Source organism: Porphyrobacter sp. YT40, assembly GCF_006542605.1.
In the GTDB taxonomy this organism is placed as follows: Bacteria; Pseudomonadota; Alphaproteobacteria; order Sphingomonadales; family Sphingomonadaceae; genus Erythrobacter.
Genome location: NZ_CP041223.1, coordinates 73,535 through 94,571 on the forward strand (window position 1 = coordinate 73,535; position 21,037 = coordinate 94,571).

The 21,037-nt window shown below is 60.4% G+C and carries 20 protein-coding genes and 3 pseudogenes; 15 read left to right on the top strand and 8 right to left on the bottom strand.

Annotated features, from left to right (window positions below; genetic code table 11):
- Positions 1-51: 51 nt before the first annotated feature.
- Positions 52-162: pseudogene (locus E2E27_RS19115) on the top strand (hypothetical protein); the annotation flags it as partial.
- Positions 163-250: 88 nt separating this feature from the next.
- On the opposite strand, the gene E2E27_RS18050 reads toward E2E27_RS19115, so the two are convergent.
- Positions 251-1,435, bottom strand: coding sequence for an alpha/beta fold hydrolase (locus tag E2E27_RS18050; protein WP_141462267.1), 1,185 nt, complete (start codon positions 1,433-1,435; stop codon positions 251-253).
- A 236-nt stretch (positions 1,436-1,671) separates the two neighbouring features.
- Positions 1,672-4,686: a Tn3 family transposase gene (locus E2E27_RS18055; RefSeq protein ID WP_037555775.1), complete on the bottom strand. Its 3,015-nt coding sequence runs from the start codon at positions 4,684-4,686 to the stop codon at positions 1,672-1,674.
- 131 nt (positions 4,687-4,817) lie between these two features.
- On the opposite strand from E2E27_RS18055, the gene E2E27_RS18060 reads away from it, so the two are divergent.
- Genes E2E27_RS18060 through E2E27_RS18070 form a run of 3 tightly spaced genes read left to right on the top strand, consistent with a single transcriptional unit; the run spans position 4,818 to position 7,508 of the window.
- The gene (locus E2E27_RS18060) at positions 4,818-5,378 is read left to right on the top strand and encodes a recombinase family protein (protein WP_011950653.1); all 561 of its coding nucleotides are present in this window, start codon (positions 4,818-4,820) and stop codon (positions 5,376-5,378) included.
- Positions 5,379-5,409: 31 nt separating this feature from the next.
- Entirely contained in the window at positions 5,410-6,222 is an 813-nt protein-coding gene (locus E2E27_RS18065; RefSeq protein WP_141462134.1) for a 2-hydroxyacid dehydrogenase, read from the top strand.
- Positions 6,219-7,508 carry a glycerate kinase type-2 family protein gene (locus E2E27_RS18070; RefSeq protein WP_026002710.1) on the top strand — a complete coding sequence of 430 codons (1,290 nt, stop codon included), beginning with the start codon at positions 6,219-6,221 and terminating at the stop codon, positions 7,506-7,508. The genes E2E27_RS18065 and E2E27_RS18070 overlap by 4 nt, the downstream gene beginning before the upstream one ends.
- On the opposite strand, the gene E2E27_RS18075 is transcribed toward E2E27_RS18070, so the two are convergent.
- The 5 genes from E2E27_RS18075 to ligK form a co-directional block, all read right to left on the bottom strand.
- Entirely contained in the window at positions 7,483-8,109 is a 627-nt protein-coding gene (locus E2E27_RS18075) for a nucleotidyltransferase family protein (protein WP_157784818.1), read from the bottom strand. The genes E2E27_RS18070 and E2E27_RS18075 overlap by 26 nt on opposite strands.
- A gap of 189 nt (positions 8,110-8,298) precedes the next feature.
- Positions 8,299-9,516 carry an MFS transporter gene (locus E2E27_RS18080; protein ID WP_017184813.1) on the bottom strand — a complete coding sequence of 406 codons (1,218 nt, stop codon included), beginning with the start codon at positions 9,514-9,516 and terminating at the stop codon, positions 8,299-8,301.
- 144 nt (positions 9,517-9,660) lie between these two features.
- Positions 9,661-10,530, bottom strand: coding sequence for an amidohydrolase family protein (locus tag E2E27_RS18085; protein ID WP_026002709.1), 870 nt, complete (start codon positions 10,528-10,530; stop codon positions 9,661-9,663).
- The gene (locus tag E2E27_RS18090; protein ID WP_026002708.1) at positions 10,527-11,582 is read right to left on the bottom strand and encodes a 4-oxalomesaconate tautomerase; all 1,056 of its coding nucleotides are present in this window, start codon (positions 11,580-11,582) and stop codon (positions 10,527-10,529) included. Before E2E27_RS18090 ends, E2E27_RS18085 begins: the two co-directional genes overlap by 4 nt.
- On the bottom strand, positions 11,575-12,249 hold the full coding sequence (gene ligK, locus E2E27_RS18095) for a 4-carboxy-4-hydroxy-2-oxoadipate aldolase/oxaloacetate decarboxylase (protein ID WP_026002707.1): 675 nt from the start codon (positions 12,247-12,249) through the stop codon (positions 11,575-11,577). Before ligK ends, E2E27_RS18090 begins: the two co-directional genes overlap by 8 nt.
- Before the next feature lie 102 nt (positions 12,250-12,351).
- On the opposite strand from ligK, the gene E2E27_RS18100 reads away from it, so the two are divergent.
- The 11 genes and pseudogenes from E2E27_RS18100 (at position 12,352) to E2E27_RS18150 (ending at position 20,818) form a co-directional block, all read left to right on the top strand.
- Complete coding sequence (locus tag E2E27_RS18100) at positions 12,352-13,521, top strand: LysR substrate-binding domain-containing protein (RefSeq protein ID WP_017184809.1); 1,170 nt, start codon at positions 12,352-12,354, stop codon at positions 13,519-13,521.
- 64 nt (positions 13,522-13,585) lie between these two features.
- The gene (locus E2E27_RS18105; protein ID WP_017184808.1) at positions 13,586-14,470 is read left to right on the top strand and encodes an NAD(P)-dependent oxidoreductase; all 885 of its coding nucleotides are present in this window, start codon (positions 13,586-13,588) and stop codon (positions 14,468-14,470) included.
- Positions 14,467-15,489: an amidohydrolase family protein gene (locus E2E27_RS18110; RefSeq protein WP_017184807.1), complete on the top strand. Its 1,023-nt coding sequence runs from the start codon at positions 14,467-14,469 to the stop codon at positions 15,487-15,489. The genes E2E27_RS18105 and E2E27_RS18110 overlap by 4 nt, the downstream gene beginning before the upstream one ends.
- Complete coding sequence (locus tag E2E27_RS18115; RefSeq protein ID WP_017184806.1) at positions 15,486-15,782, top strand: DUF2218 domain-containing protein; 297 nt, start codon at positions 15,486-15,488, stop codon at positions 15,780-15,782. Before E2E27_RS18110 ends, E2E27_RS18115 begins: the two co-directional genes overlap by 4 nt.
- Positions 15,779-16,192, top strand: a complete 414-nt coding sequence (ligA, locus tag E2E27_RS18120; protein WP_026002706.1) for a protocatechuate 4,5-dioxygenase subunit alpha — start codon at positions 15,779-15,781, stop codon at positions 16,190-16,192. The genes E2E27_RS18115 and ligA overlap by 4 nt, the downstream gene beginning before the upstream one ends.
- Positions 16,192-17,055 (top strand): class III extradiol dioxygenase subunit beta, encoded by an 864-nt coding sequence (locus E2E27_RS18125; RefSeq protein ID WP_017184804.1) that lies wholly within the window; start codon positions 16,192-16,194, stop codon positions 17,053-17,055. The genes ligA and E2E27_RS18125 overlap by 1 nt, the downstream gene beginning before the upstream one ends.
- A complete protein-coding gene (locus tag E2E27_RS18130; RefSeq protein ID WP_017184803.1) occupies positions 17,055-17,447 on the top strand; it encodes a hypothetical protein in 393 nt (130 codons plus the stop codon). Before E2E27_RS18125 ends, E2E27_RS18130 begins: the two co-directional genes overlap by 1 nt.
- A gap of 13 nt (positions 17,448-17,460) precedes the next feature.
- Positions 17,461-18,401: pseudogene (locus tag E2E27_RS18135) on the top strand (Gfo/Idh/MocA family oxidoreductase).
- A 35-nt stretch (positions 18,402-18,436) separates the two neighbouring features.
- Positions 18,437-19,453: an aldo/keto reductase gene (locus E2E27_RS18140; protein ID WP_026002705.1), complete on the top strand. Its 1,017-nt coding sequence runs from the start codon at positions 18,437-18,439 to the stop codon at positions 19,451-19,453.
- 9 nt (positions 19,454-19,462) lie between these two features.
- Positions 19,463-20,098, top strand: coding sequence for a TetR/AcrR family transcriptional regulator (locus tag E2E27_RS18145; protein WP_081095131.1), 636 nt, complete (start codon positions 19,463-19,465; stop codon positions 20,096-20,098).
- 174 nt (positions 20,099-20,272) lie between these two features.
- Positions 20,273-20,818 carry an aldehyde dehydrogenase family protein gene (locus E2E27_RS18150; RefSeq protein WP_141462137.1) on the top strand — a complete coding sequence of 182 codons (546 nt, stop codon included), beginning with the start codon at positions 20,273-20,275 and terminating at the stop codon, positions 20,816-20,818.
- Here the strand turns inward: E2E27_RS18150 and E2E27_RS19120 are convergent.
- Positions 20,780-21,019: pseudogene (locus E2E27_RS19120) on the bottom strand (integrase core domain-containing protein); the annotation flags it as partial. The gene E2E27_RS18150 and the pseudogene E2E27_RS19120 sit on opposite strands and share 39 nt — an antisense overlap.
- Positions 21,020-21,037: the final 18 nt, after the last annotated feature.

A 21,037-nucleotide genomic window follows, 5' to 3' on the forward strand; every position in this document is an offset into this window, starting at 1 on the left:
GCAGAGCGACAGCCTACCTCTGACTGCCGCCAATCTTTGCAACAGAGCCGCTGGTTCATCGATCGTGCAAACGCGCTGACGGTCGTGGCCATGACCAACACGGCCTTTGAGGGTATGTCGGGGAAGTTCGTGTCCGACATCCGGGACGCCGTCTACAACTGATCCCCGCAAGGAATCCGCGACCGGCCGGCGTAAGCCGGCCGCGCCGCAGCGAAAATGCGGAGGCGCCGCGTCGATCGCGGCGGCCAGATCACAAATCGTTGCGGTGGCTCCAGTCGATGATCCCGTCGATACAAGCGCTGAGATGTTCGGGCTGGCCCTGGTAGAAATGGGTCGCGCCCTTGATGCTCACAAATTCCTTGTTCGCAACGGTGAGCGCGTTGTGAATGATCGGATTATGGCTCGCGGGAACCGCGTCGTCCGCTTCATTCTCGATCTGCAGCACAGGGGTCCGATGGATCTTTGTCGCGTTAACGGCAGCCTTGGAGTTGGATAGGTCGTAGGACCATTGCGACAGCCACGAGCGCAGGGTTGAGAATCGCGCCAAACCAGCGGGTCCCACGTTCACCGTGCGTGGATTGCCAAGATAGGATGCCCCCGGCGCGCGTCCATTGGGGTCGATCGTCGGATCAATCCAGCGCACGTCGCACATCGTGCGGTGCGTGACGAAGGCGCGTTCGGTTTCGCCGTCGTTGCGACGACGGAGCGTGGCAAGCATTTCCTCGGCCCAGGCGGTAATTCTGCGATTGCGGGCCCGCTGCCTCTCGCGGAAGGCGGCGATGAAGTCAGCGGTGAATGGTGGTTTGTTCGGGCAGTCCGGACTATAGATATCGAATTCGAGATCGCGCGTGTCCGGGTCGAATTCGTCGATGACGGAGGGGTCAAGCCATTCGGTCAGCACTTCCGCCCGGCTGAGGTGGGCGGCGATTAAGACTATTCCGTCAACCCGCTGCAGCCGCGCTGCTGTCAGGTCATAAAGGTCGCCGGCGGGCGTGTGGGTGATTGTCGGATGTTCAGACTGGGCCGCATAAAACAGCGATAGCGAGCCGCCGCCCGACCATCCCACCAGGATCACCTTTTCATAACCCAGCGACTCGCGCGCGTGGCGCACCCACTGGCCCATGTCGTAGGCGACCTTTTCCATAATCAGCGCACTATCGTTTCTCGGGTAGCGACTCGACGCGCAAAGTACGTGCAACCCCGCATCGGCAAGCACCTCAGGCATTGGGAGCAGCTGGGCCGTGGCTGTGGGGTGCATGAACAAATAGACCGCCTTAGATGGCCGCGCTCTCTGCCGGAACAGCTGGCCTTCCAGCTCGGTCGTGCCCTCGGCGCCCGCAAAACTGTAGGTCTCCGTCATCCCCGGTTGATCGCGGAAGCGAACGATTTCGGGAAGGCGATCCCATAGCGCCTTTGTCGGCAATCCTCTCTCCATGGCCATATCCTTAGTTATCTAACTATAATTGCGTATTACCGTACTCCAGTCAAGGGAAGGGCTTCCCATGCGAAGGGGCGCGCACTGAGCAACCATCCCCTCCCCTGTTTGCCCAAATAGGTAGCGGTTTTCCGTTGTCCTCGGTCACGATAGGTACGTTTTTAGGGCGGTACAGCCTATAGAGGGTCGTGCGGCTGAGCGCAACAGGAAAGTGTCGTAAGGGGCATTATTTCCTTTCAAAAGTCCCATTCGGAATTAGGTTGGCGTAGCGGTCTGAGGCCGCCGTTTGCGACGGCGTCAGGCACGGAGAAGTCGTAGCGGCCGAGGAAATTGATGTGACGCCAAGATATCGGCGAGAGCCGAGCGATATCGGCGGGCAGCGGCGGCGTCCCGGCCTCGCTGAGTTGGCGCACGGTTTCCTGCATGTAGACAGCGTTCCAGTGGACGATGGAGTTGAGGGCCAGACCGAGGACCCCAAGCTGCTCCTCTTGGCCCTGACGCAGAGGGCTTCTGATTTCGCCCCGATCGCCGTGATGGACGCGCCGACCGAGCTTGTGGCGCAATTCCTGCCGGTTGAGCTGAAACAATATTCGTCGCCGGAACGGCCGGTCATCGATGTATCGCAGGATATGCAGCGTCTTGATGATGCGGCCGAGTTCAGACAGGGCCTTGGCCAGCGTTGTTGGGCGGTCTTTGACCTGCAGCATTCGCATGACGCCTGCGGCCTTGAGGTGGCCGAGCTTGAGCGATCCGGCCAAGCGGATAAGGTCGGACCAGTTTTCCCGGATCAGATTGATTTTAACCCTGCCCCAGGCGGTCTGATCGAACGGCCCATAGCTCGCCTGGCGGTCGATACGCCAGAGTTTGGCGTCGCCGATGTCCGCCAGACGGGGGCTGAACCGGTAGCCCAAGAGCCAGAACAGACCGAAAATGGCGTCGGAATAGGCGGCGGTGTCGGTCATGATCTCCAGAGGATCGAGCTCGGTTTCCTGCTCCAGCAGGAGAGCCAGGACGACCAGGCTGTCGCGCAACGTGCCGGGGATGACCGCTCCGGTCAGACCGCTGAACTGATTGGAAATCATGTTGTACCAAGTGACGCCGCGCTCCTGGCCGTAATATTTGGGGTTGGGCCCGGCGTGTATGGCGCTCGACGGAGCGACAAAACGCATGCCGTCGGCGCTGGCCACCTCGCCTGCGCCCCAATGTTGGACGATATCCAGACGACTGTGAGCGGAAACGATCGCGGCGTTGGCCGCGGCGATGGTCTCGGGCCGAATGAAATTCTGACCGACCCAAGAAAGACGGTCGCGACGCAGAGCCGCAAATTCCGGGCGCACGATCGGCTCAAGACCGATGTTGCAGGCGCCGCCGACCAGGGTCGCGCACAGGCTTATCTCGAAGTGCTCGACGGTGGCCTGACGCTCGCTCAGATGCGTAAAGGACTTGGCAAATCCGGTTCGCGCCATGACTTCAAGAAAGATGTCGGGCATTCCGGCCTTCGGCATGCGCGTTTGGACGGCGGCGCGAAGTGCTCGAAGGCTCTCGGGTTCATCAAGCTTGTCGAGGGGCGTGACCACAATCCCCATCTTGTCGGCGACCGTCTCAAAACGCAGGTCCGGATTGTCGCCGGCGCGCGCAACGACATGTCGATATGCCTCGTCGAGAAGGCGGGAGAGACCGTCAATCTCAATGTCGGCTTCCAGAGATCGGCCCAGGGCGCGTGCTACCATCAACCTGGAATTGTGCCAGGACTCGCCCTCGAGCATCCCGCGCCGGGGATCCCCGTATCGGATGCCGGGCTTGGCGAACACATCGCGACGCTTGATCGCCAGACGCCACGCATCGATGATCGCGAAGACATAGGCCTTCGGGTCGCGCATCCTGCCATCGTCATCCAGGACATGTTGCCTCCACGCCTTCGAGACCGCAGCGATCGGTGCGCCGCGCATCTTGACGAGAGAGGACCAGTCGTCCACGCCCTTGAGGTAGCTGATCGCGGCCTTGACGTTTTTGCCACCTGGGGCAGCGTCGGTCTCGATGCGGGTAGCGATTTCAAAGAACAATCGCCGGGCGCTCCGCCATTTTGTTCGCAGTTGATCATAGGGCTTGGTCTCCGCGGGCTTGGCGATCGCCTCCACCTTGGACATGGCGGCCTCGATGTCGGGACGGGGCAACCGCTCGAAGAGCACATCTCGCCATTCATTGAGGGGCAGGGCGTCGTCGGTCAAAACCAACAGACCCATTGCGTGGAGCAGCATCGCGGCGCCATCGAGATCGCGCAGACTGCGCAGGCGGGCCTGTTTGTCGGCGGCTTCAGCCCCTTTCACCAAGTCGGCGAGCAGAGCCTCGGCCAGCTCGGCGGCGTCGTCCTGGGCCGCCGCTTCGAGCGTATGGAAGAGCGCGGCTACGGTCGCGGTTCGACGAGGCTCCTGAAGGGCGGCGATGGCCGAGGGCTTGCCGACGCGCGCTACCCGCGCGAGCCGCTCAAGGGTTGTGGCGGGAACGCCCCGCGGTGGCGCCGGCCGCAGATTGAACGCCCGGACCGCATCGAGCCGATCAAGGTGTCGGAAGAGTTCGGTCGGCATGCGCTTGGAGGGAACGGTCCGGAGCGCGTCCAGGGCGGCGAACGTGGATGTGTCGCCATCGTCAAACAGCGCGGCGATGCGCACGCGCTGGTCATCGCTCAAGCTGGCGACCAGATGGCGCCAAAGCCTGGTCCGCGCACGATCGCGGATCCTGCCAACCAGGCGCTCGACGACCGTGACGCCCGGCAGCAGCACCTTGTTGGCGATCAGCCAGGCCGCAGCTCGATCAATCAGGGGGCCGGGCCGATCGTCGCCGCTCCAGCAAAGGGCGTAGAGCCATCGGGTCAGCCGGAAACGTGCCACCGCGTTGTCGCCAAAGTCCGTGAAGCCGCAGTGCGTCCGGATGAGCGCGAGGTGCCGGATGCGTCGGCTTCCCGCAAAATAGGCGTCCACGTCCGTGCCGGGTTCAAGAGCGAGTTGTTCGATCACGGCCGCCAGGACCGACGCTGGGATCTCGGCGGGCGAGACTGGAAATGCGCCCAGAAACCGGGCGCTCGTCAGCATCACGGCAAAGCCGAGCCGATTGTGGTCGCCGCGCAGAGTTCCAATGAGGTCGCGATCAGTTTGGTCCAGATGGAAATATCGCGCGAGTTGATCGGCCGACGGTTCGCCATCAAAGCGGGCAAAGCCCTGACGCTGGGCGTCAGTGAGGTGACGGGTGGGCATACCGTGCGAAACTTTCAACTTTTGCGAAGGGGACGGCCCATGCCGATAAACAAGGCGAATTTCTTCGCAAAACATATGTGCGAAACAAAATTGTTTTGCAGTAACTTTCGCACAATATCTGGAGCAGTCGCATGAAGCTCGGCTACGCGCGCGTTTCCACCGAGGATCAGAACTTGGAAATCCAGCGCGGTCGGCTCTCGGAGGCGGGCTGTGAAATGATGTTCGAAGAGAAAATATCGGGGGCCGCTCGTGGCCGGCCCGAGCTTGAAAAGCTGATGGGTCACCTGCGCAAAGACGATGTTCTCGTCGTCGCCCGCCTCGATCGTTTGGCGCGATCCACCATCGAACTCCTGCACATCGCGGAACGCATCAAGGAAAAGCAGGCAGGATTACAATCGCTTGATGAACCTTGGGCCGATACCACGTCCCCGTCTGGCGTGATGATCATGACCGTATTCGCTGGGATCGCCCAGTTCGAGCGGACTCTCATATTGAGCCGAACCGAGGAGGGGCGAAAGGCGGCGATGGCGCGCGGTGTGAGCTTCGGACGCCCAAAGAAAATGCGCCCAGATCAGGCGGAGCTCGCTCGCCAACTCGTTCTCGAGGGTAAGTCCATTAGCGCCGTCGCAAGGACCTTCAACGTTCACCCGGCCACCATCTATCGCTGTATCGAGCCAAACAGTGCCTTATGACACTTTCCTGTTCCGCTCAGCCGCACGACCCATGAACAAGGTGACCGCGGATTTTATCGATCGGTTACCCCCTTCCATCCGGCTTGTAGCGACTTACTCCGTGGGTATCGACCATATCGATCTCAGGGCGCTGCAAGCTCGGAGAATAGCATTGGTGAACACGCCCGACGTGCTCACCGAAGCCACGGCGGACATAGCCTGGCTCCTCCTCCTCGGAGCGGCCAGGCGCGCAAGCGAAGCGGAGGCTTTGTTGCGGTCGGGGATGTGGACCGGTTGGGAACCGAACCAGCTCGTCGGTACGGATATTCACGGCTCGACCTTGGGTATTCTCGGTTTTGGCCGGATCGGCCGCGCGGTCGCTCGCCGAGCGGCAGGGTTTGGCATGAACATACTGACCTCGGTCCGTTCATCGTCCGCGGGTGATCCACCCCCTCCCGGGACGATCATTTGTTCATCGATGGAGGAAGTCCTGGCTGGCAGCGATTTTCTATCTTTGCATTTGCCATTGACCGAGGAGACGCAAAACTGGCTCAATGCAGAGCGCATAGCTTCGATGAAATCTGGTGCGATCGTGATCAACACGGCACGGGGAGGGTTGATCGATGAAACAGCCCTGATTGCGGCGTTGCAATCCGGCAAGCTCGGCGGCGCCGGGCTCGACGTTTTTGTCGGCGAGCCCGATATTCGCCGCGATCTTGTAGAGGCACCTAACACCTTCCTCCTGCCGCATCTCGGAAGTGCGACGAGACGCGCAAGGGAAGGTATGGGCTTAAGCTTGGCGCGCGATATCGCCGCTTTCTTTGCCGGCCGGCCGGTCGAAAATGGCGTAGGTGTCTCGAAATGAGCGCGCTCGTTGATCTCGAGGCGAGGCAAAGGGTACAGCTTGATGCTCTCCTGTCGACAGCATTGAACGCTGCCGGCGTCGAAGGCAAGCTTGAGCGCTTTCTCCCCTCAGTTCCTCTCGGTCGAACCGTCGTCATCGGAGGGGGCAAGGCCGCGGCAGCGATGGCGAATGAGCTTGCCAGACTTTGGCCGGCCCCGCTTTCCGGCGCCGTCGTTGTGCCTTACGGCCATCAATCGCCTTCCTATTCCGGTCCAATTCAGATTTTGGAGGCTGGTCACCCGGTTCCCGACGGGAACAGCGTGGTGGCTGCGGACCGCATGATGGAGTTGGTCAAAGATCTTTCTCACGATGATCTCGTCATCGCGCTGATGTCTGGCGGGGCTTCGGCGCTTCTTGTCGGCTTGCCCGAAGGCGTCAGCCTTGAAGATAAGCAAGGACTGAACAAGGCCTTGCTGAAAAGCGGGGCAACAATTTCCGAAATCAATGCGGTGCGCAAGCAGATTTCCACGGTGAAGGGCGGCCGACTGGCGCATGCGGTAGGTAAGGCGCGCCTGCTCACTCTTGCCGTCTCAGACATACCGGGAGACGACATTCGCAAGATCGGGTCTGGTCCGACGATTGCCAATGCGGCGGAAGCCGTTGCGGCGACACCGATTCTCGAGCGATATGGCATAGATGTTCCGGAATCCATCAACCGGCACCTGCGGAAGGGTTTGGATAATCCCTCACCTGACGATCGATCAAGACGGGCAGGTGATAGTGCGTTCCTGATCGTCAAGCCGGGCGATATTCTCATTGCAGCAGCCCGGTGCGCCGAAAGCGTCGGCTACAAGCCGATCATTCTGGGGGATGACCTGGAGGGGGAGGCGCGTGAATTGGGTTCCGCGCATGCAAAGCTGGCGCTCGAAACGCTTCGAGCGGGGCGTAGGGCATGCATTCTGTCCGGCGGAGAGACGAGCGTGACCGTCTCCGGCCGAGGCAGAGGAGGCAGGAACAGCGAATATCTTCTGGGCTTTGTGCTGGCGACAGCGGGGCAGGAAGGGATTGCGGCGCTGGCAGTCGATACCGATGGCCTGGATGGCGCCGGCGACAATGCGGGAGCTGTTGCGTTCGCGTCGACCTTGACGCGCGCTGCCGGGAAGAAACTGGATGCTGCGGCCTATTTGCGCCGCAACGATTCCTATAGCTTCTTCGCTGCGCTGGACGATCTCGTCGTAACAGGACCCACATGCACGAACGTCAACGATTTCCGGGCCATTCTCATCGATCCGGTGATTGATCGCTAAGCTTGGTCGGTAGTCTGGTTAAACCATCGTGCCTCTGATTCCATTGACTTTGTGCGGCCGCCAACGCTGCCGGTGTGTCCAGGTCAAAGTGAATACCGGGATCGTCAATATGGATGGGAACGACAGACGCGCGATATTTTTCGAGAAGTGAGCGTGCGCCAGTATCACCTGAGAGATTCAGCAGCGCGGGGAAAAAATCAGAACCCCATGTGATCGGATTCCCCCTTCGCCCATCGCTTATAGGAACCAAAATCGTCGATGGGGTCGCTTGCTGAGCCATCCTTTGCAAGAGGCTTGCCGGGACAAATGGCATGTCGCCCAGACAAATGATCGCAGCACGCGTATCTTGCGGCAGCGCGGAGATCCCAGCGATCAATGAATGGGCCATTCCCCGACGGGCGTCGGAAGCTCGGGTCTGGCATAGTTCGCGCTTCCCAAGGATATCCCTGAGTTCAGCGGCATCCGCGTCCGTTACGATATGAGGCGGCGGTAAACCCGCCTGTTCGATTGTATCGACGATATGCGCCAGCACTGGCCGTCCGCCCAGATTGGTCCGGAGCTTGTCGAAGCCCATCCGGCTCGAACGGCCGGCGGCCAGCACTATCGGTCGCACGCACATGTGCATTCGTCTTTAGTAATTGCCGGAGAGCACGTCATGCGCCCAGCGGTTGGATAGGTTCGTATAGGGGTGCGCTACCCTTTCCGATCATACTCCCGTCCCATTCCCGCACAGCCATCTCCAATCCTCCCCACCATTTCCGCGACTGGCGGTTCATGTGTTCAGATGGCGTTAGTGGATATTTGCACCATCGTCGATCATGCCGCCCGTCGGCTGGATGGTAAGGAGTGTTATCAAAGCAAAGATGACGCAGGCCAGGCCGAGAAGGGCAAAGTACCACCAGATACCATTGGCCAGTAAAGAGAAGTAAATTGCGGGTACGAAGAACGCGGCGGCAGAGCCGCTCTGGACGACAACACCGTTAGCCAGGCCAACAATAGCGGTGTTCTTGAGAACGCGTGGAATCATGATCATGACCACCGCCACCATCGTACCAGGCGTGGCGAAACCCCAGACCATCAAGCTCACAATCGTTAAGGTTACGCTCGATTGAGGCAGGAAAAGAGAGATGCTCGCCATACAGGCTAAGACGGATATGGTTGCGGCAACGAGCTTGAACGAGTGACCGCGGGAGAGAAGAAAGCCGGTCAATATCCCTCCGCAGATACTGGCGATATTCGAGATCGCTACGGCAGCAGATCCCATGGATACGGAAACACCAAGAGTCTTGGCCATGTATTGAGGCATGACGATATTGACGCCAAAACCAGCGATGGTGAGTATCGCGAATGCGGCCGCCAACCGGAGTACGCCCGATTCTCCGATCACCGCCCGCAAGGCGTCGTCGTTGCCAGCGGTTCCGCGGGACGTCTGTCCAGGCACCGGGAGCAAGCCGACGGAAAGGGCAAGGCCGGCTGCCGCCGCACCATGAATGACGAATGGCAGACGCCAGTGTTCGGTTGCGGAGAATGGAGCGGCAAGGAGCAGACCGGCGCTTATGCCTGCGGCGAAATAGGTCGACCAGAGCGCCATGGCCCCGGTTTGCCGTTTTCCCGATGTAGTCATGATGAGGAGCGAAGGAGCGGCAGCGGTGATCGCTACAAAGCCGATACCTTCGATCAGACGTGCCGCTTCGATCAGGCCCAAGCTGTCGCTTATGTAGCAAATGGCGTTTGCGATCACGATGAGCACACATGCGCCAGCGAGCATGGGCCGAGCACCGTACCTATCGACTGCTGACCCGCCCAGGGTTGAGCCGAGTGTGGGAGCAATGAACAGGAGACCGATAATCCAGCCGATCTCCTGCGGAGAAGAGCCGAGCGCCTTGCCCATATCCGCTGCGATCGGCGCCATCTTGCCGGCGGACGCTATGGCAAGCAGACCGTAACAATAGACAAGAAAGATTGAGCCCCAGCCTGCGCTTTCGGCTTTCGATGTCGTGACGGTCATAAGGTATCCCCCTCTATGCCCGCCCTCCGTCTGCGTGAACTCAACTGCGGAACCGCCGCAGCCTGGTTCAGACTGGTTGGCGGCTATCGATCTCCATGCCAATGAAGCGCATGCCCCCGTTTCGACGGTGACAGCATCCATGCTTTAATCATGCCAGTAGAGTCTGGCCGGGTTGTCCACGAGCAGGCGATGTTGCAACTCAGGCGTCGGTGCGATGCGGGGGATCATATCGACCAGCGCGCCATCGTCCGAAATTGCATCTTGCATGTTCGGGTGCGGCCAGTCGGTGCCCCACAGGACGCGATCCGGATAGTCTTCGACAAGGGGGCGCACGGCCTGTGCGAAAGCATCCCATGGCGGGCCGCTGCCATCGAGGCGGTCGGGACAGGTCACCTTGGTCCAGATATCGTCGCGGCTGTCGAGGAGTGCCCGGAAGACACGCATATCCGGTCCATCCGGTCCTTGCGTGACATCGGGCCGCCCCATATGGTCGACGACGATCAGCGTAGGGATGGCGTCGAGGAACGAACGGAGTTCTTCCAGGATATCCGCCTCGAAATAGACGACGACATGCCAGCCGAGGCCCTGGATGCGACGGGCGACCTCAAGGAATTTGTCCTTGGGCGCATCGTCGACCAACCGTTTCAGGAAGTTGAACCGCACGCCGCGAATGCCGCCTTGGTGCAGGTTTTCAAGTTCGGCATCGCTGATGGCTGGATCGACAACCGCTACCCCGCGCGCGCGTCCATCGGATTTTGCGATTGCATCCAGCGTCGCACTGTTGTCCGTGCCGTGGCAACTGGCCTGCACGATGACGTTGCGGGAGAAACCGAGCCTGTCGCGCAACGCGAACAACATGTCCGGCCCGGCATCTTCGGGAAGATATTTGGCCTTCGCGCTGAAGGGGAACTGCGCCATCGGTCCGAAGACATGGCAGTGCGCATCGACCGCGCCGGCGGGTGGTACAAACCGCGGGCGTGAGGGATCGGCGTGCCAGCTTACGATACGACTCATGCGAAAATCTCTCCATCCATAAGCTTGCGCGCGGTACGCAAGATGGCGGCGCTGGTGACCTGGCCGTCTGCATCCGTCTCCATGACGCAGCTCATCTCGCCGGTAGGATGCTCCACCGACAGGGTCTTGCGGGCACCGCCTGGGATTGACGCGACCTGCGCGGCGGGCGATCCCTCGATCAAGCAGGCGGTGGCGACGCTGACCGCGCCGAGAACACCGATCGAGGCATGTGCGCGGTGGGGGATGAAGCTGCGTACCGTGACGGCGCCTCCGTCGCGCGGTGGTGCAACCAGCATCATCTTGGGTACGGATTTCTCGCGCACGTCGCCGAGGTTCATTCGTTCGCCGACGGCAAGGCGGATCGCCTCGATCCGTGCCTTGAGATCGCTGGCGCCGTCCAGCTCGTCACGACTCTCGTAGCCGGCCGCACCGACGTCTTCGGCCTTCATCACGACGCAGGGCATGCCGTTGTCGATCAACGTGACCGGCACGCCGTTCACGATGTCACAGGCATTTCCGGTAGGCAGCAGCGCGCCGCAGGATGAGCCTGCCGTTTCGCGGAACTCTAGCGGGATCGGAGCCGCCGTGCCCGGTACGCCGTCGATCCTTGCCGCCCCGTCATAGCGCACGCGCCCTGACGGTGTTTCGATTGTCGCCACGGCAATCTGGCCGGTGTTCATCATGTAGATGGTGACACGCGTCTCGCTGTCCTGTGCCGGCACCAATCCGCGTTCGATCGCGAACGGACCGACGCCGGCCAGGATATTGCCGCAATTTTGTGCATCGGTAACGATAGGCTTGTCGACGAATACCTGAAGAAACAGATAGTCGACATCGATGCCGGGACGCTCGGATTTCGAGATCACGGCCACCTTGCTTGTCAAGGGATCCGACCCGCCCATCCCGTCGATCTGGCGGGGATCGGGCGATCCCATCGCGCGGAGCAGGAAGGCGTCGCGTGCCGCGATATCGGCAGGGAGGTCATCTTTGAGGAAATAGCCCCCTTTGGATGTGCCGCCACGCATCCACATGACGCGGGTGGGGTCAGACATATTTCAGGCCCATTTCGGCGAGGCGGCCACGCATATCGTAAATGTCGAGGCCGAGTTCCCCGGCAGCGAGCCGTTGACGCTTCGTTTCCTCATTGGCTTCGCGTGCCTGGGCCTTTGCCAACACGTCGGCGGCGCGTTCGCGCTCGACCACACAGACCCCATCGTCATCTGCAATGATCACGTCACCGGGACGGATCACGGCGTCTGCGCAAACGACGGGGACATTGACCGATCCCAGCGTCGCCTTCACCGTACCCTGTGCGAAGATGGCCTTCGACCAGACAGGAAAGCCCATGGCCGTCAGATCGCGCACGTCACGTACCCCCGCATCGATTACCAGCCCCCGGCAACCCCGTGCCATCGCCGAGGTGGCGAGAAGGTCTCCGAAATAGCCGTCTTCGCAAGGCGAGGTGGGGGCGAGCACGAGAATGTCGCCGGGCTGCAGCTGCTCGATGGCGACATGCACCATCCAGTTGTCCCCGGGAGGCGCGGAGATGGTGACCGCCGAGCCCGCGATACGGGCGCCTGCATAGATCGGGCGCATGCGGGAGGCGAGCAGCCCTGTGCGGCCTTGCGCTTCATGGACCGTCGCAACGCCGCAAGAGGCGAGGGCGTCGATTACCGGCGCTTCCGCTCGCTCGATAGATTGGACGACTAAACCCGACACAACGCTCTCCTTGGCAACGATAACTGGGAGAATGCGCGCCGTTCCGTCCTTGCAGCAAATCCGTTCTTTGCCCGATGAATAAGAATTTGCTAATCGTGCAGCATGGAACGGCTGGACGTGAATCTGCGGCATCTGCGCGCCTTTCTGGCGATCATGGAAAGTGGAAGCGTGACGGCAGCCGCGCGTGAGGTTCACCTTACCCAGCCTGCAGTGACGCAGGGAATCGCCAAGCTGGAGTTGCGGTTCGGGGTGCCGCTTTTCGAACGGCAGCCGCGCCGCATGATCCCCACGGATGAGGCACGAATCCTGGCGCCGCGCGCTACCGCGATCATTCGGCTTCTGGGGCAAACGCGCGCGACGGCGGCGCAGGTTTCCGCTTTTCTCGGCTTATCGCGAGCGGGAAGTTATGCAAATGCTGCGACGGCCATGGGTCTGAGCGAAGCATCGCTGCATCGGGCGGTGAGCGACCTTTCGCTCGCTTTGGGACAGGATCTTGTGAGGCGGCGCGGCAAGGGTGTTGTCCTGACGGCGCGCGGCTTGGCGATGGCGCGCAATTTCCGGCTCGCGCTTGCCGAGCTTCGATCGGCGGATATTGAGCTGGCCGCATTGCGAGGCCACGAAAGAGGGCGCATCACGATCGGAGCGATGCCGCTTTCGCGTGCGCGCCTGTTACCGAGCGCCGTCGCAGCGTTTCATCGCGCGAAGCCGGATATCGATATCGTCATCATGGAGGGCTCCTATGCCGAGCTGACGGGGCCGCTGCGTGACGGCGATATCGATATGATGGTCGGTGCGGCGAGGACAAATATATCGGCAGATATGGCACAGAGAGAACTTTTCGACGATCCGCTCATCATTCTTGCCGGCGCGCACCACCCGCTGGCGCAGGCCCGCCGGCCCCCGACGATTGCGGCGCTCGCGCGGTATCCATGGATCGTGGCCGCGGCTGGTACGCCGTTAAGGGCGCATTGGCAGTCGATGTTCGAGGAGGTCGGCGTTACGCCACCACGCGTGCCGATGGAATGCGGCTCAGTCATGATCGTCCGGCAAATTCTTGTCGAAAGCGATTTCCTCACTCTGCTGTCGCCCGATCAGGTCAGTGTGGAACTGGAGGCGGGGTGGCTCGTGAGAATTGCAGGCCCGGTGCGTCCGATGTCGCGCACCATCGGTTTGACCGTCCGATCGGATTGGCGGCCTACGCCGGCACAGGCTGCTCTGATCGAGGTTATCGAGGAACAGGCCGCAGTGCTGCGCGACGAACACACTTCGTAATTTCTAATGCATTAGGTGCCAATCCGATTGGCGGTGCGTGGACGGTTGCCGCTAATCTCGGCAAATGGATCAGATTGCTGTCGCTTTGATTGGTTTCGGAGAAGCGGGCCGCAGCTTTGCGGAAGCAGGGTCCTGGTCGACTTCGGCGCGTGTCTTCGACGTTTTGACCGATGATCCGGCCAGCGCCGACCGCAAGCGTCGTGAGTATCTGGCAGCTGGCGTTGCGGGAAGCGACACGCTTGCCGATGCGGTGAGCCGCTCGCCGCTGGTGCTTTCGCTGGTGACGGCAGATCAAGCCGTCGTGGCCGCGCGCGCCGCCGCCTCGCTGGTCGCTCCTGCTGCGATGTTCTGTGACATGAACAGCGTGGCGCCTGAAACCAAGCGCATCGCCGCACAAACGATTGAAGCTGCCGGCGGGTGGTATGTGGACGTGGCGGTCATGGCGCCGGTCAATCCCGCCAAGCTCTCCGTACCGCTGTTGCTGAGCGGCGTCAGAGGGAGCGACGCGGCGGCGGCACTGGAGCGGTTGGGTTTCACGAATATCCGGGTAGTGGGCGACAAGGTCGGTCAGGCCTCGGCGATCAAGATGATCCGTTCGGTGATGGTGAAAGGTATCGAAGCCCTCACCGCAGAATGCGTGCTCGCGGCGGAAAGGGCAGGGGTCACGGCTGAAGTGCTCGGCTCGCTCGGCCCCGAATGGGATGCCAAGGCGGACTATAATCTCGACCGGATGATGGTTCATGGCCTGCGCCGCGCCGCCGAGATGGAAGAAGTTGCGCTCACGCTCGAAGGGTTGGGGGCAGCAAGCGGGATGACTCGCGAGGCTGTCGCGCTGCATCGCCGTCTGGGTCGATTGGGGGTCACACCTCCGCCGGAAGGGCTTTCCGCGAAAATCGAGAAAATCACCGATCTGGAATCCAAACTAGTGGGGAGGGTTGACGCCGCATGAGTCTGATTATCGACTGCCATGGTCATTATACCGTGCTGCCCAAGGGGCACGATGCCTGGCGAGAGGAGCAGAAGGCGGCTTTCAAAGCGGGCGTGCCTGCGCCGGCCTATCCGGAGATTTCCGACGATGAAATCCGTGACACCATCGAATCCAACCAGCTTCGCCTGATCAAAGAGCGTGGCGCCGACCTCACGATCTTCTCTCCCCGGGCGTCTGCGATGGCCCCGCATGTCGGTGATGCCGGTGTCGCGAAGGAATGGGCGATCCGCTGCAACGACCTGATCTCGCGCGTGGTCGGCCTTTATCCGGAAACTTTCGTTGGCGTGTGCATGCTGCCGCAATCGCCCGCAGCCGACATGGTGAACAGCATCGCGGAACTGGAACGCTGCGTCGATATGGGATTTATCGGGTGCAATCTGAACCCCGACCCGGGCGGCGGCCATTTCCAGCATCCGCCGCTGACAGACCGTTACTGGTATCCCTTTTACGAGAAGATGGTGGAGCTGGACGTTCCGGCGATGATCCACGTGTCGGGCAGCTGCAATCCCGCGATGCATGCCACGGGCGGATACTACATCGCGGCCGACACGATCGCCTTCATGCAGTTGCTCGAGGGAGATCTGTTCAAGGATTTCCCCACCTTGCGCTTCATCATCCCGCATGGCGGCGGTGCCGTCCCCTATCATTGGGGGCGTTACCGGGGCCTGGCCGACATGCTGAAGAAGCCGGCCCTCGATGCGCATCTGATGAACAACATCTTCTTCGACACCTGCGTCTATCACCAGCCAGGCGTCGACCTGTTGGCCGATGTGATCGACAACAAGAATATCCTGTTCGGTTCGGAAATGGTCGGTGCGGTGCGCGGCATCGATCCTACCACCGGCCATTATTTCGACGATACCAAGCGTTATGTGGACGCGCTCGTGATCAGCGACGCGGAGCGTCATGCGATCTTCGAAGGGAACGCCCGCCGGGTTTTTCCGCGGCTCGATTCCCGATTGAAGGAGAGAGGGCTGTGAGCTTCGTTTCGAAAGCCTTCGTTTCGACTGCTTCCGGTGACAAATATGTCCAGCAGCTCATCAAGCATTGGAGCCACCGGTTCGAGACGTCCTATGCCGATGGAGAAGGCCTAGTCCCCTTTTCTGACGTGGCTTCAGCGAGCTTTACCAGCGATCCGGAGGGTATCCGTATCGTCCTGCGCACATCAGGCGCGGAAGAGGCTGAAACCCTGCGGGGGGTAATCGAGAGCCATCTCGACAGGTTCGCCTTTCGGGAAGCCCCTTTGTCTTATACCTGGGAGGATGGGCGGTGACTGGTCGAACAAGGGATATTCACGCCTATTTGGCCGAGTTCGACGATATCCCCGGCACGCGGGTCTATACGGCAAAACGTGCCCGGCAGGGCTATTGGATGAACCAGTTCGCGATGAGCCTGATGAAAGCCGAAAACCGTGAGCGCTGGAAAGCCGATGAGCGTGCCTATATCGATGAATGGCCGATGACCGAGGATCAGAAGCAGGCCGTTCTGGATCGGGACTATAATCGCTGCCTCGATCTCGGCGGCAATATCTATTTTCTGGCCAAGGTCTTCTCGACGGATGGGCTCAGCTTCCTACAGGCCGTCGGCACGATGACCGGCATGAGCCCCCAGGACTATCAGGCGATGATGATTGCCGGCGGCCGCTCGCCTGAAGGCGTCCGCTCGATTCGGGAGAAAAGGTGATGGCCCGCATTTCCGCCGGCGTCGCGACAAGCCATATTCCCGCGATCGGCGCCACGATCGACAACGGCAAGACGGGCGAGCCTTATTGGGCGCCGGTATTTGCCGGCTATGACTGGTCGAAGCAATGGATCGCCGAAGAAAAGCCCGACGTAGTCATCATTGTCTACAATGACCATGCGTCGGCTTTCGACATGCGGATAATCCCCACTTTCGCGATCGGCTGCGCCGATCGCTACGGTATTTGTGATGAAGGCTGGGGACCGCGGCCGGTGCCGGAGGTGATCGGGCATGCAGACCTTGCTTGGCACATTGCGCAAAGCCTGATCCTGGACGAGTTCGACATGACCATCATCAACGAGATGGACGTCGACCACGGCTTGACCGTTCCGCTCAGTCTCATGTTCGGTCAGCCCGAGGCCTGGCCGGTAAAGGTCATTCCGATTGCCGTGAATGTGGTCACATATCCGCCGCCATCGGGCAACCGGTGCTGGCAATTGGGCGAGGCGATCGCGCGGGCAGTGGCGAGCTTCCCCGAAGATCTCAACGTGCAGGTCTGGGGTACGGGTGGTATGAGCCACCAGTTGCAGGGGCCTCGAGCGGGCCTGATCAATGCGGAATGGGACAACCGCTTCCTCGATTTGATGAGCACAAATGACGGGGAGACGCTTCGTACCATTCCCCATATCGAATATCTGCGCGAGACGGGCTCCGAAGGCATCGAAATGGTGATGTGGCTCATCATGCGCGGGGCGCTGGGCCGCATGGTCAAGCCATTGCATCGGCACTATCACGTCCCGGCGTCCAATACCGCGGTCGGACATCTCATATTGAGGCCGGCTGAGAGTTCGTCATCGGAGGTCTAGTGGACTTCGAAGACCTCAAGGCCAGAGTGATCGAACTGCGTGAGACGCAACAATCGATCGCCTCGGTTGTCCAGGACCAACCGCCTGACTGGCGGAAGGAAGTGGTTCGTTTGAGGCTCGAATTGTCGCGCAAGCTGGGCTTTGTCAGCAATTCTACGAATGACTGGCAAGCGCACGCGAGTGCTTCGGCTGCCTGGTCGCGGTTTCGCAAAAACCTGTCGGTCTTGCGCGCCGCGCTGGCTGAGCATCAAGCTCGCTGGCCGGCGGTGGCGCTAGACGAGAGAGCGACTGATTTTCAGGCGTCTACTCGACGCATACGCAAGGCCTTTGATGACCTCGAGCAGGGGCTCGCTGAACTGCAACTGGCTGCTTCGCGAAGCAACCCAACATAAGGAAATGTCACATATGCGGATTGCACTGGCTGGTGCGGGCGCCTTTGGCGAGAAGCACCTGGATGGCCTCAAGAACATCGATGGCGTGACCGTCACTTCGCTGGTCGGCCGCGAGCTGGAGCCGACCCGGGCGATAGCCGAGAAATACGGTGTCGGCCACGTCACTACAGAACTCGATGAAACGCTTGCCCGCGACGACGTCGATGCGGTCATTCTATGCACGCCTACGCAGATGCACGCTAAGCAAGCTATTGCCTGCATGGAGGCAGGCAAGCATGTCGAGGTAGAGATTCCGCTGGCGGACAGCTGGGCAGACGCGCAAGCGGTCCTGGCCAAGCAGAAGGAAACGGGTCTGGTCTGCATGGTGGGCCACACCCGTCGGTTCAATCCGTCGCACCAATATGTGCACAACAAGATCCGGGCCGGAGAACTGAACGTCCAGCAGATGGACGTCCAGACCTATTTTTTCGCCGCAAGAACATCAACGCGAAGGGTGAGCCGCGTAGCTGGACGGACCATCTGCTGTGGCATCATGCCGCGCATACGGTGGACCTTTTCGCCTATCAGGCCGGAAAGATCGTCGAGGCACATGCGCTGCAGGGGCCAATCCATGCGGAACTTGGGATCGCGATGGATATGTCGATCCAATTGAAGAGCGAAACCGGCGCTATCTGCACCCTTTCGCTGTCGTTCAATAATGACGGACCGCTCGGCACTTATTTCCGGTATATCTGCGATAACGGCACCTACATCGCGCGCTACGACGACCTGGTGAACGGCAAGGAGGAGCCGATCGACGTTTCCCAGGTGGATGTGTCGATGAACGGCATCGAGTTACAGGATCGTGAGTTCGTCGCGGCCATCCGCGAGGGTCGCGAGCCCAATTCCTCAGTCGCCGGCGTATTCGATTGCTATCGCGTGCTTGGCGAACTGGAAGCGCAGCTTGTCCGCTGATCCCTTCGCGCTACCACAGGCAGGAAGAGCATAGTATGACCGCGACCCTTCCAAAGCGCGCTTTAGGCCCGTTTTCCGTGTCAGCAATTGGTCTTGGCTGCATGAACCTTTCGCATGGGTATCAGCCGCGTCCCGAGGCTGAAGCAGCTGAACGGCTACTGTTACATGCGTTGGATAGAGGCGTCACGTTCTTCGATACGGCTGCTCTCTACGGGTTCGGAGCAAATGAGACGCTGATCGGGCGTGCCTTGGGACATCGCCGCAAGGATTTCGTCCTTGCCAGCAAATGCGCGCTTGGCGAGATCAATGGAAAACGCGGTCTCGACGGTTCGGCGGCGGCGATCACGCAGACATTGGATGAAGCATTGATACGATTGAGGACCGATGTCATCGACCTCTACTATCTTCACCGCCTCGATCCGAAGGTACCGATGGAAGAGTCGGTCGGCGCCCTGTCGCGGGCAGTGGAGGCAGGAAAAATTCGCACGATCGGTTTGTCGGAAGTATCGGCAGAAACGATCCGCGCGGTACATGCGATCCATCCGGTGACAGCTGTCCAGACCGAATATTCGCCCTGGACGCGCAATGTGGAACTTGCCGTACTCGATTGCTGCGAGGAGCTCGGGATTGGCTTTATCGCCTTCTCGCCTCTGGCTCGCGGCTTGTTGGCGGGAAGTGTGGGTACGGCAGGTTTCCAGCAAGGCGACCTGAGAGCCGCGATGCCGCGGTTCCAGGAACCTCATTTGACGCGGAACCTCGGGCTTTATGATCAGATGGCTGGGTTGGCCCGGGCTGCAGATTGCACTCCGGCGCAGCTCTGCCTCGCCTGGCTGCTTTCAAAGCGCGACTTCGTCGTTCCGATCCCCGGGACCACGAACATTGATCATCTCGATGAAATTCTGGATACCCTGTCGTTGACCATCTCCGAGGTCGTGTTTGACCAAGTGGACGCCCTTTTCGCTTTTGGCGCCGTTTCGGGACCTCGTTATTCAAAGGAAGCCCAATCGCAAATTGGTACCGAGATTTGGGAGGGTGAGCCGCTTGCCAGCTAGACTGTTCAGGTGAAACGGGTCGTTCGGGACCGGCGACGCAGGGTCGCGGCCGCAGTTCGCCGGCCGGCCGGTGCCCCGCCCGGTCCGAGGAAGGCTCAGCTTCGGCGCGTCGAAATTCTGGAAGCGGCGAGGCGATTGTTTGTTGAGCGAGGCTATGACGCGACGACGATGGATGACGTTTGCGTTGAAACTGGCCTCGCTAAGGGCACACTTTACCATTATTTTTCAAGTAAGACCGAATTGCGTGCGGCACTTCGGGACAACTTCTGCAACATGATATTGAACCGTGTCAAAAGCAGGATCAGTCTTTGCGAATCCGACGATTTTTTCACGCGGATCGATCTTCTGGTCGAGACGGCGGTGGAAAGTTATCTGGACACGCCCGAGTTGCGGGATGTGATCTTCTTCAGTGGGGATACGCCGCTCAGATCCGTGGCCGTGAACGACGGGCTTGTGGGCTATATCAGCGATCTGCTTTCACAAGGAACGCTGGAGGGCGCATGGTGTGTGGATGATCCCCACGCGCTATCAACGCTGATCTATTATAGCATCCATGCGATCGCAGACGATGCCTTGATGAGCGGTGCGCGACGCCCTCGAAGCGCGGTGCGTGTCTCGAAACTGGTCGCTATCACGCCGGACTAACGCTTCTCATCTGGTTTCGCGCAATCAAGATTCCGCGAGTATCGTCGGGCGTTTACATGCATCAGCTATCAGAATGGATGGCTTCTCATCAAATGAGAGTGTCCATACCGCGAAGGCATCCATCGGCCGGATTTGTTAGGGAATGCCAAACTGGATTTCAGGGAAATAGCAAACGTGAATCTTAGCCTTGCGGAGCCAAAACTGCTCCGGGCGCAAGCTTTTGTCGATGGCGCATGGATCGACGGCGAAGCGCGAATCGACGTCTTGAATCCGGCAGACAGCTCCTTGGTCGGCTCGGTCCCGGATCTCGGGTATCGCGAGGCCGAAGGTGCCGTCGACGCGGCCTATCGTGCCTTGACCGATTGGCGAAAAGCTACAGGCAAGCAGCGGGCCGCGATTTTGCGGCGCTGGTATGATCTGGTGCTCGTCCATACGGATGATCTGGCGCGCCTTCTGACGGCCGAGCAAGGCAAACCGTTGCACGAGGCCAAGGCCGAGGTGGTGTATGCGGCATCGTTCATCGAATGGTTCGCGGAGGAGGCGAAGCGTGTGAACGGAGATGTCTTAGCACCTCATGCGGCCGACCACCGTCTCCTGGTGCGACGCGAACCCGTGGGTGTGGTAGGCGCTGTAACACCCTGGAATTTTCCGCTCGTGACGTGCTCCCCTGATTGTTACCATTCAGAGGTAGAGTCTCGCACCTTCATGATTGATGTTTGATGGGATGGCAACGTGTCTGGGGGCATGCCCCCAGACACGTTCGCCGGCGATCTCGGCGGGGGTCTTCCCGCCCAGTTTCGAGTGTGGCCTGACCGTGTTGTAATCGTGCCGCCATGCAGCGAGCACGAACCGGGCATGAGCCAGAGAGGTGAACAGCGTCTCGTTGAGGCATTCGTCCCGGAGGCGGCCATTGACGTGCTCCCCTGAAATGTGACCGGT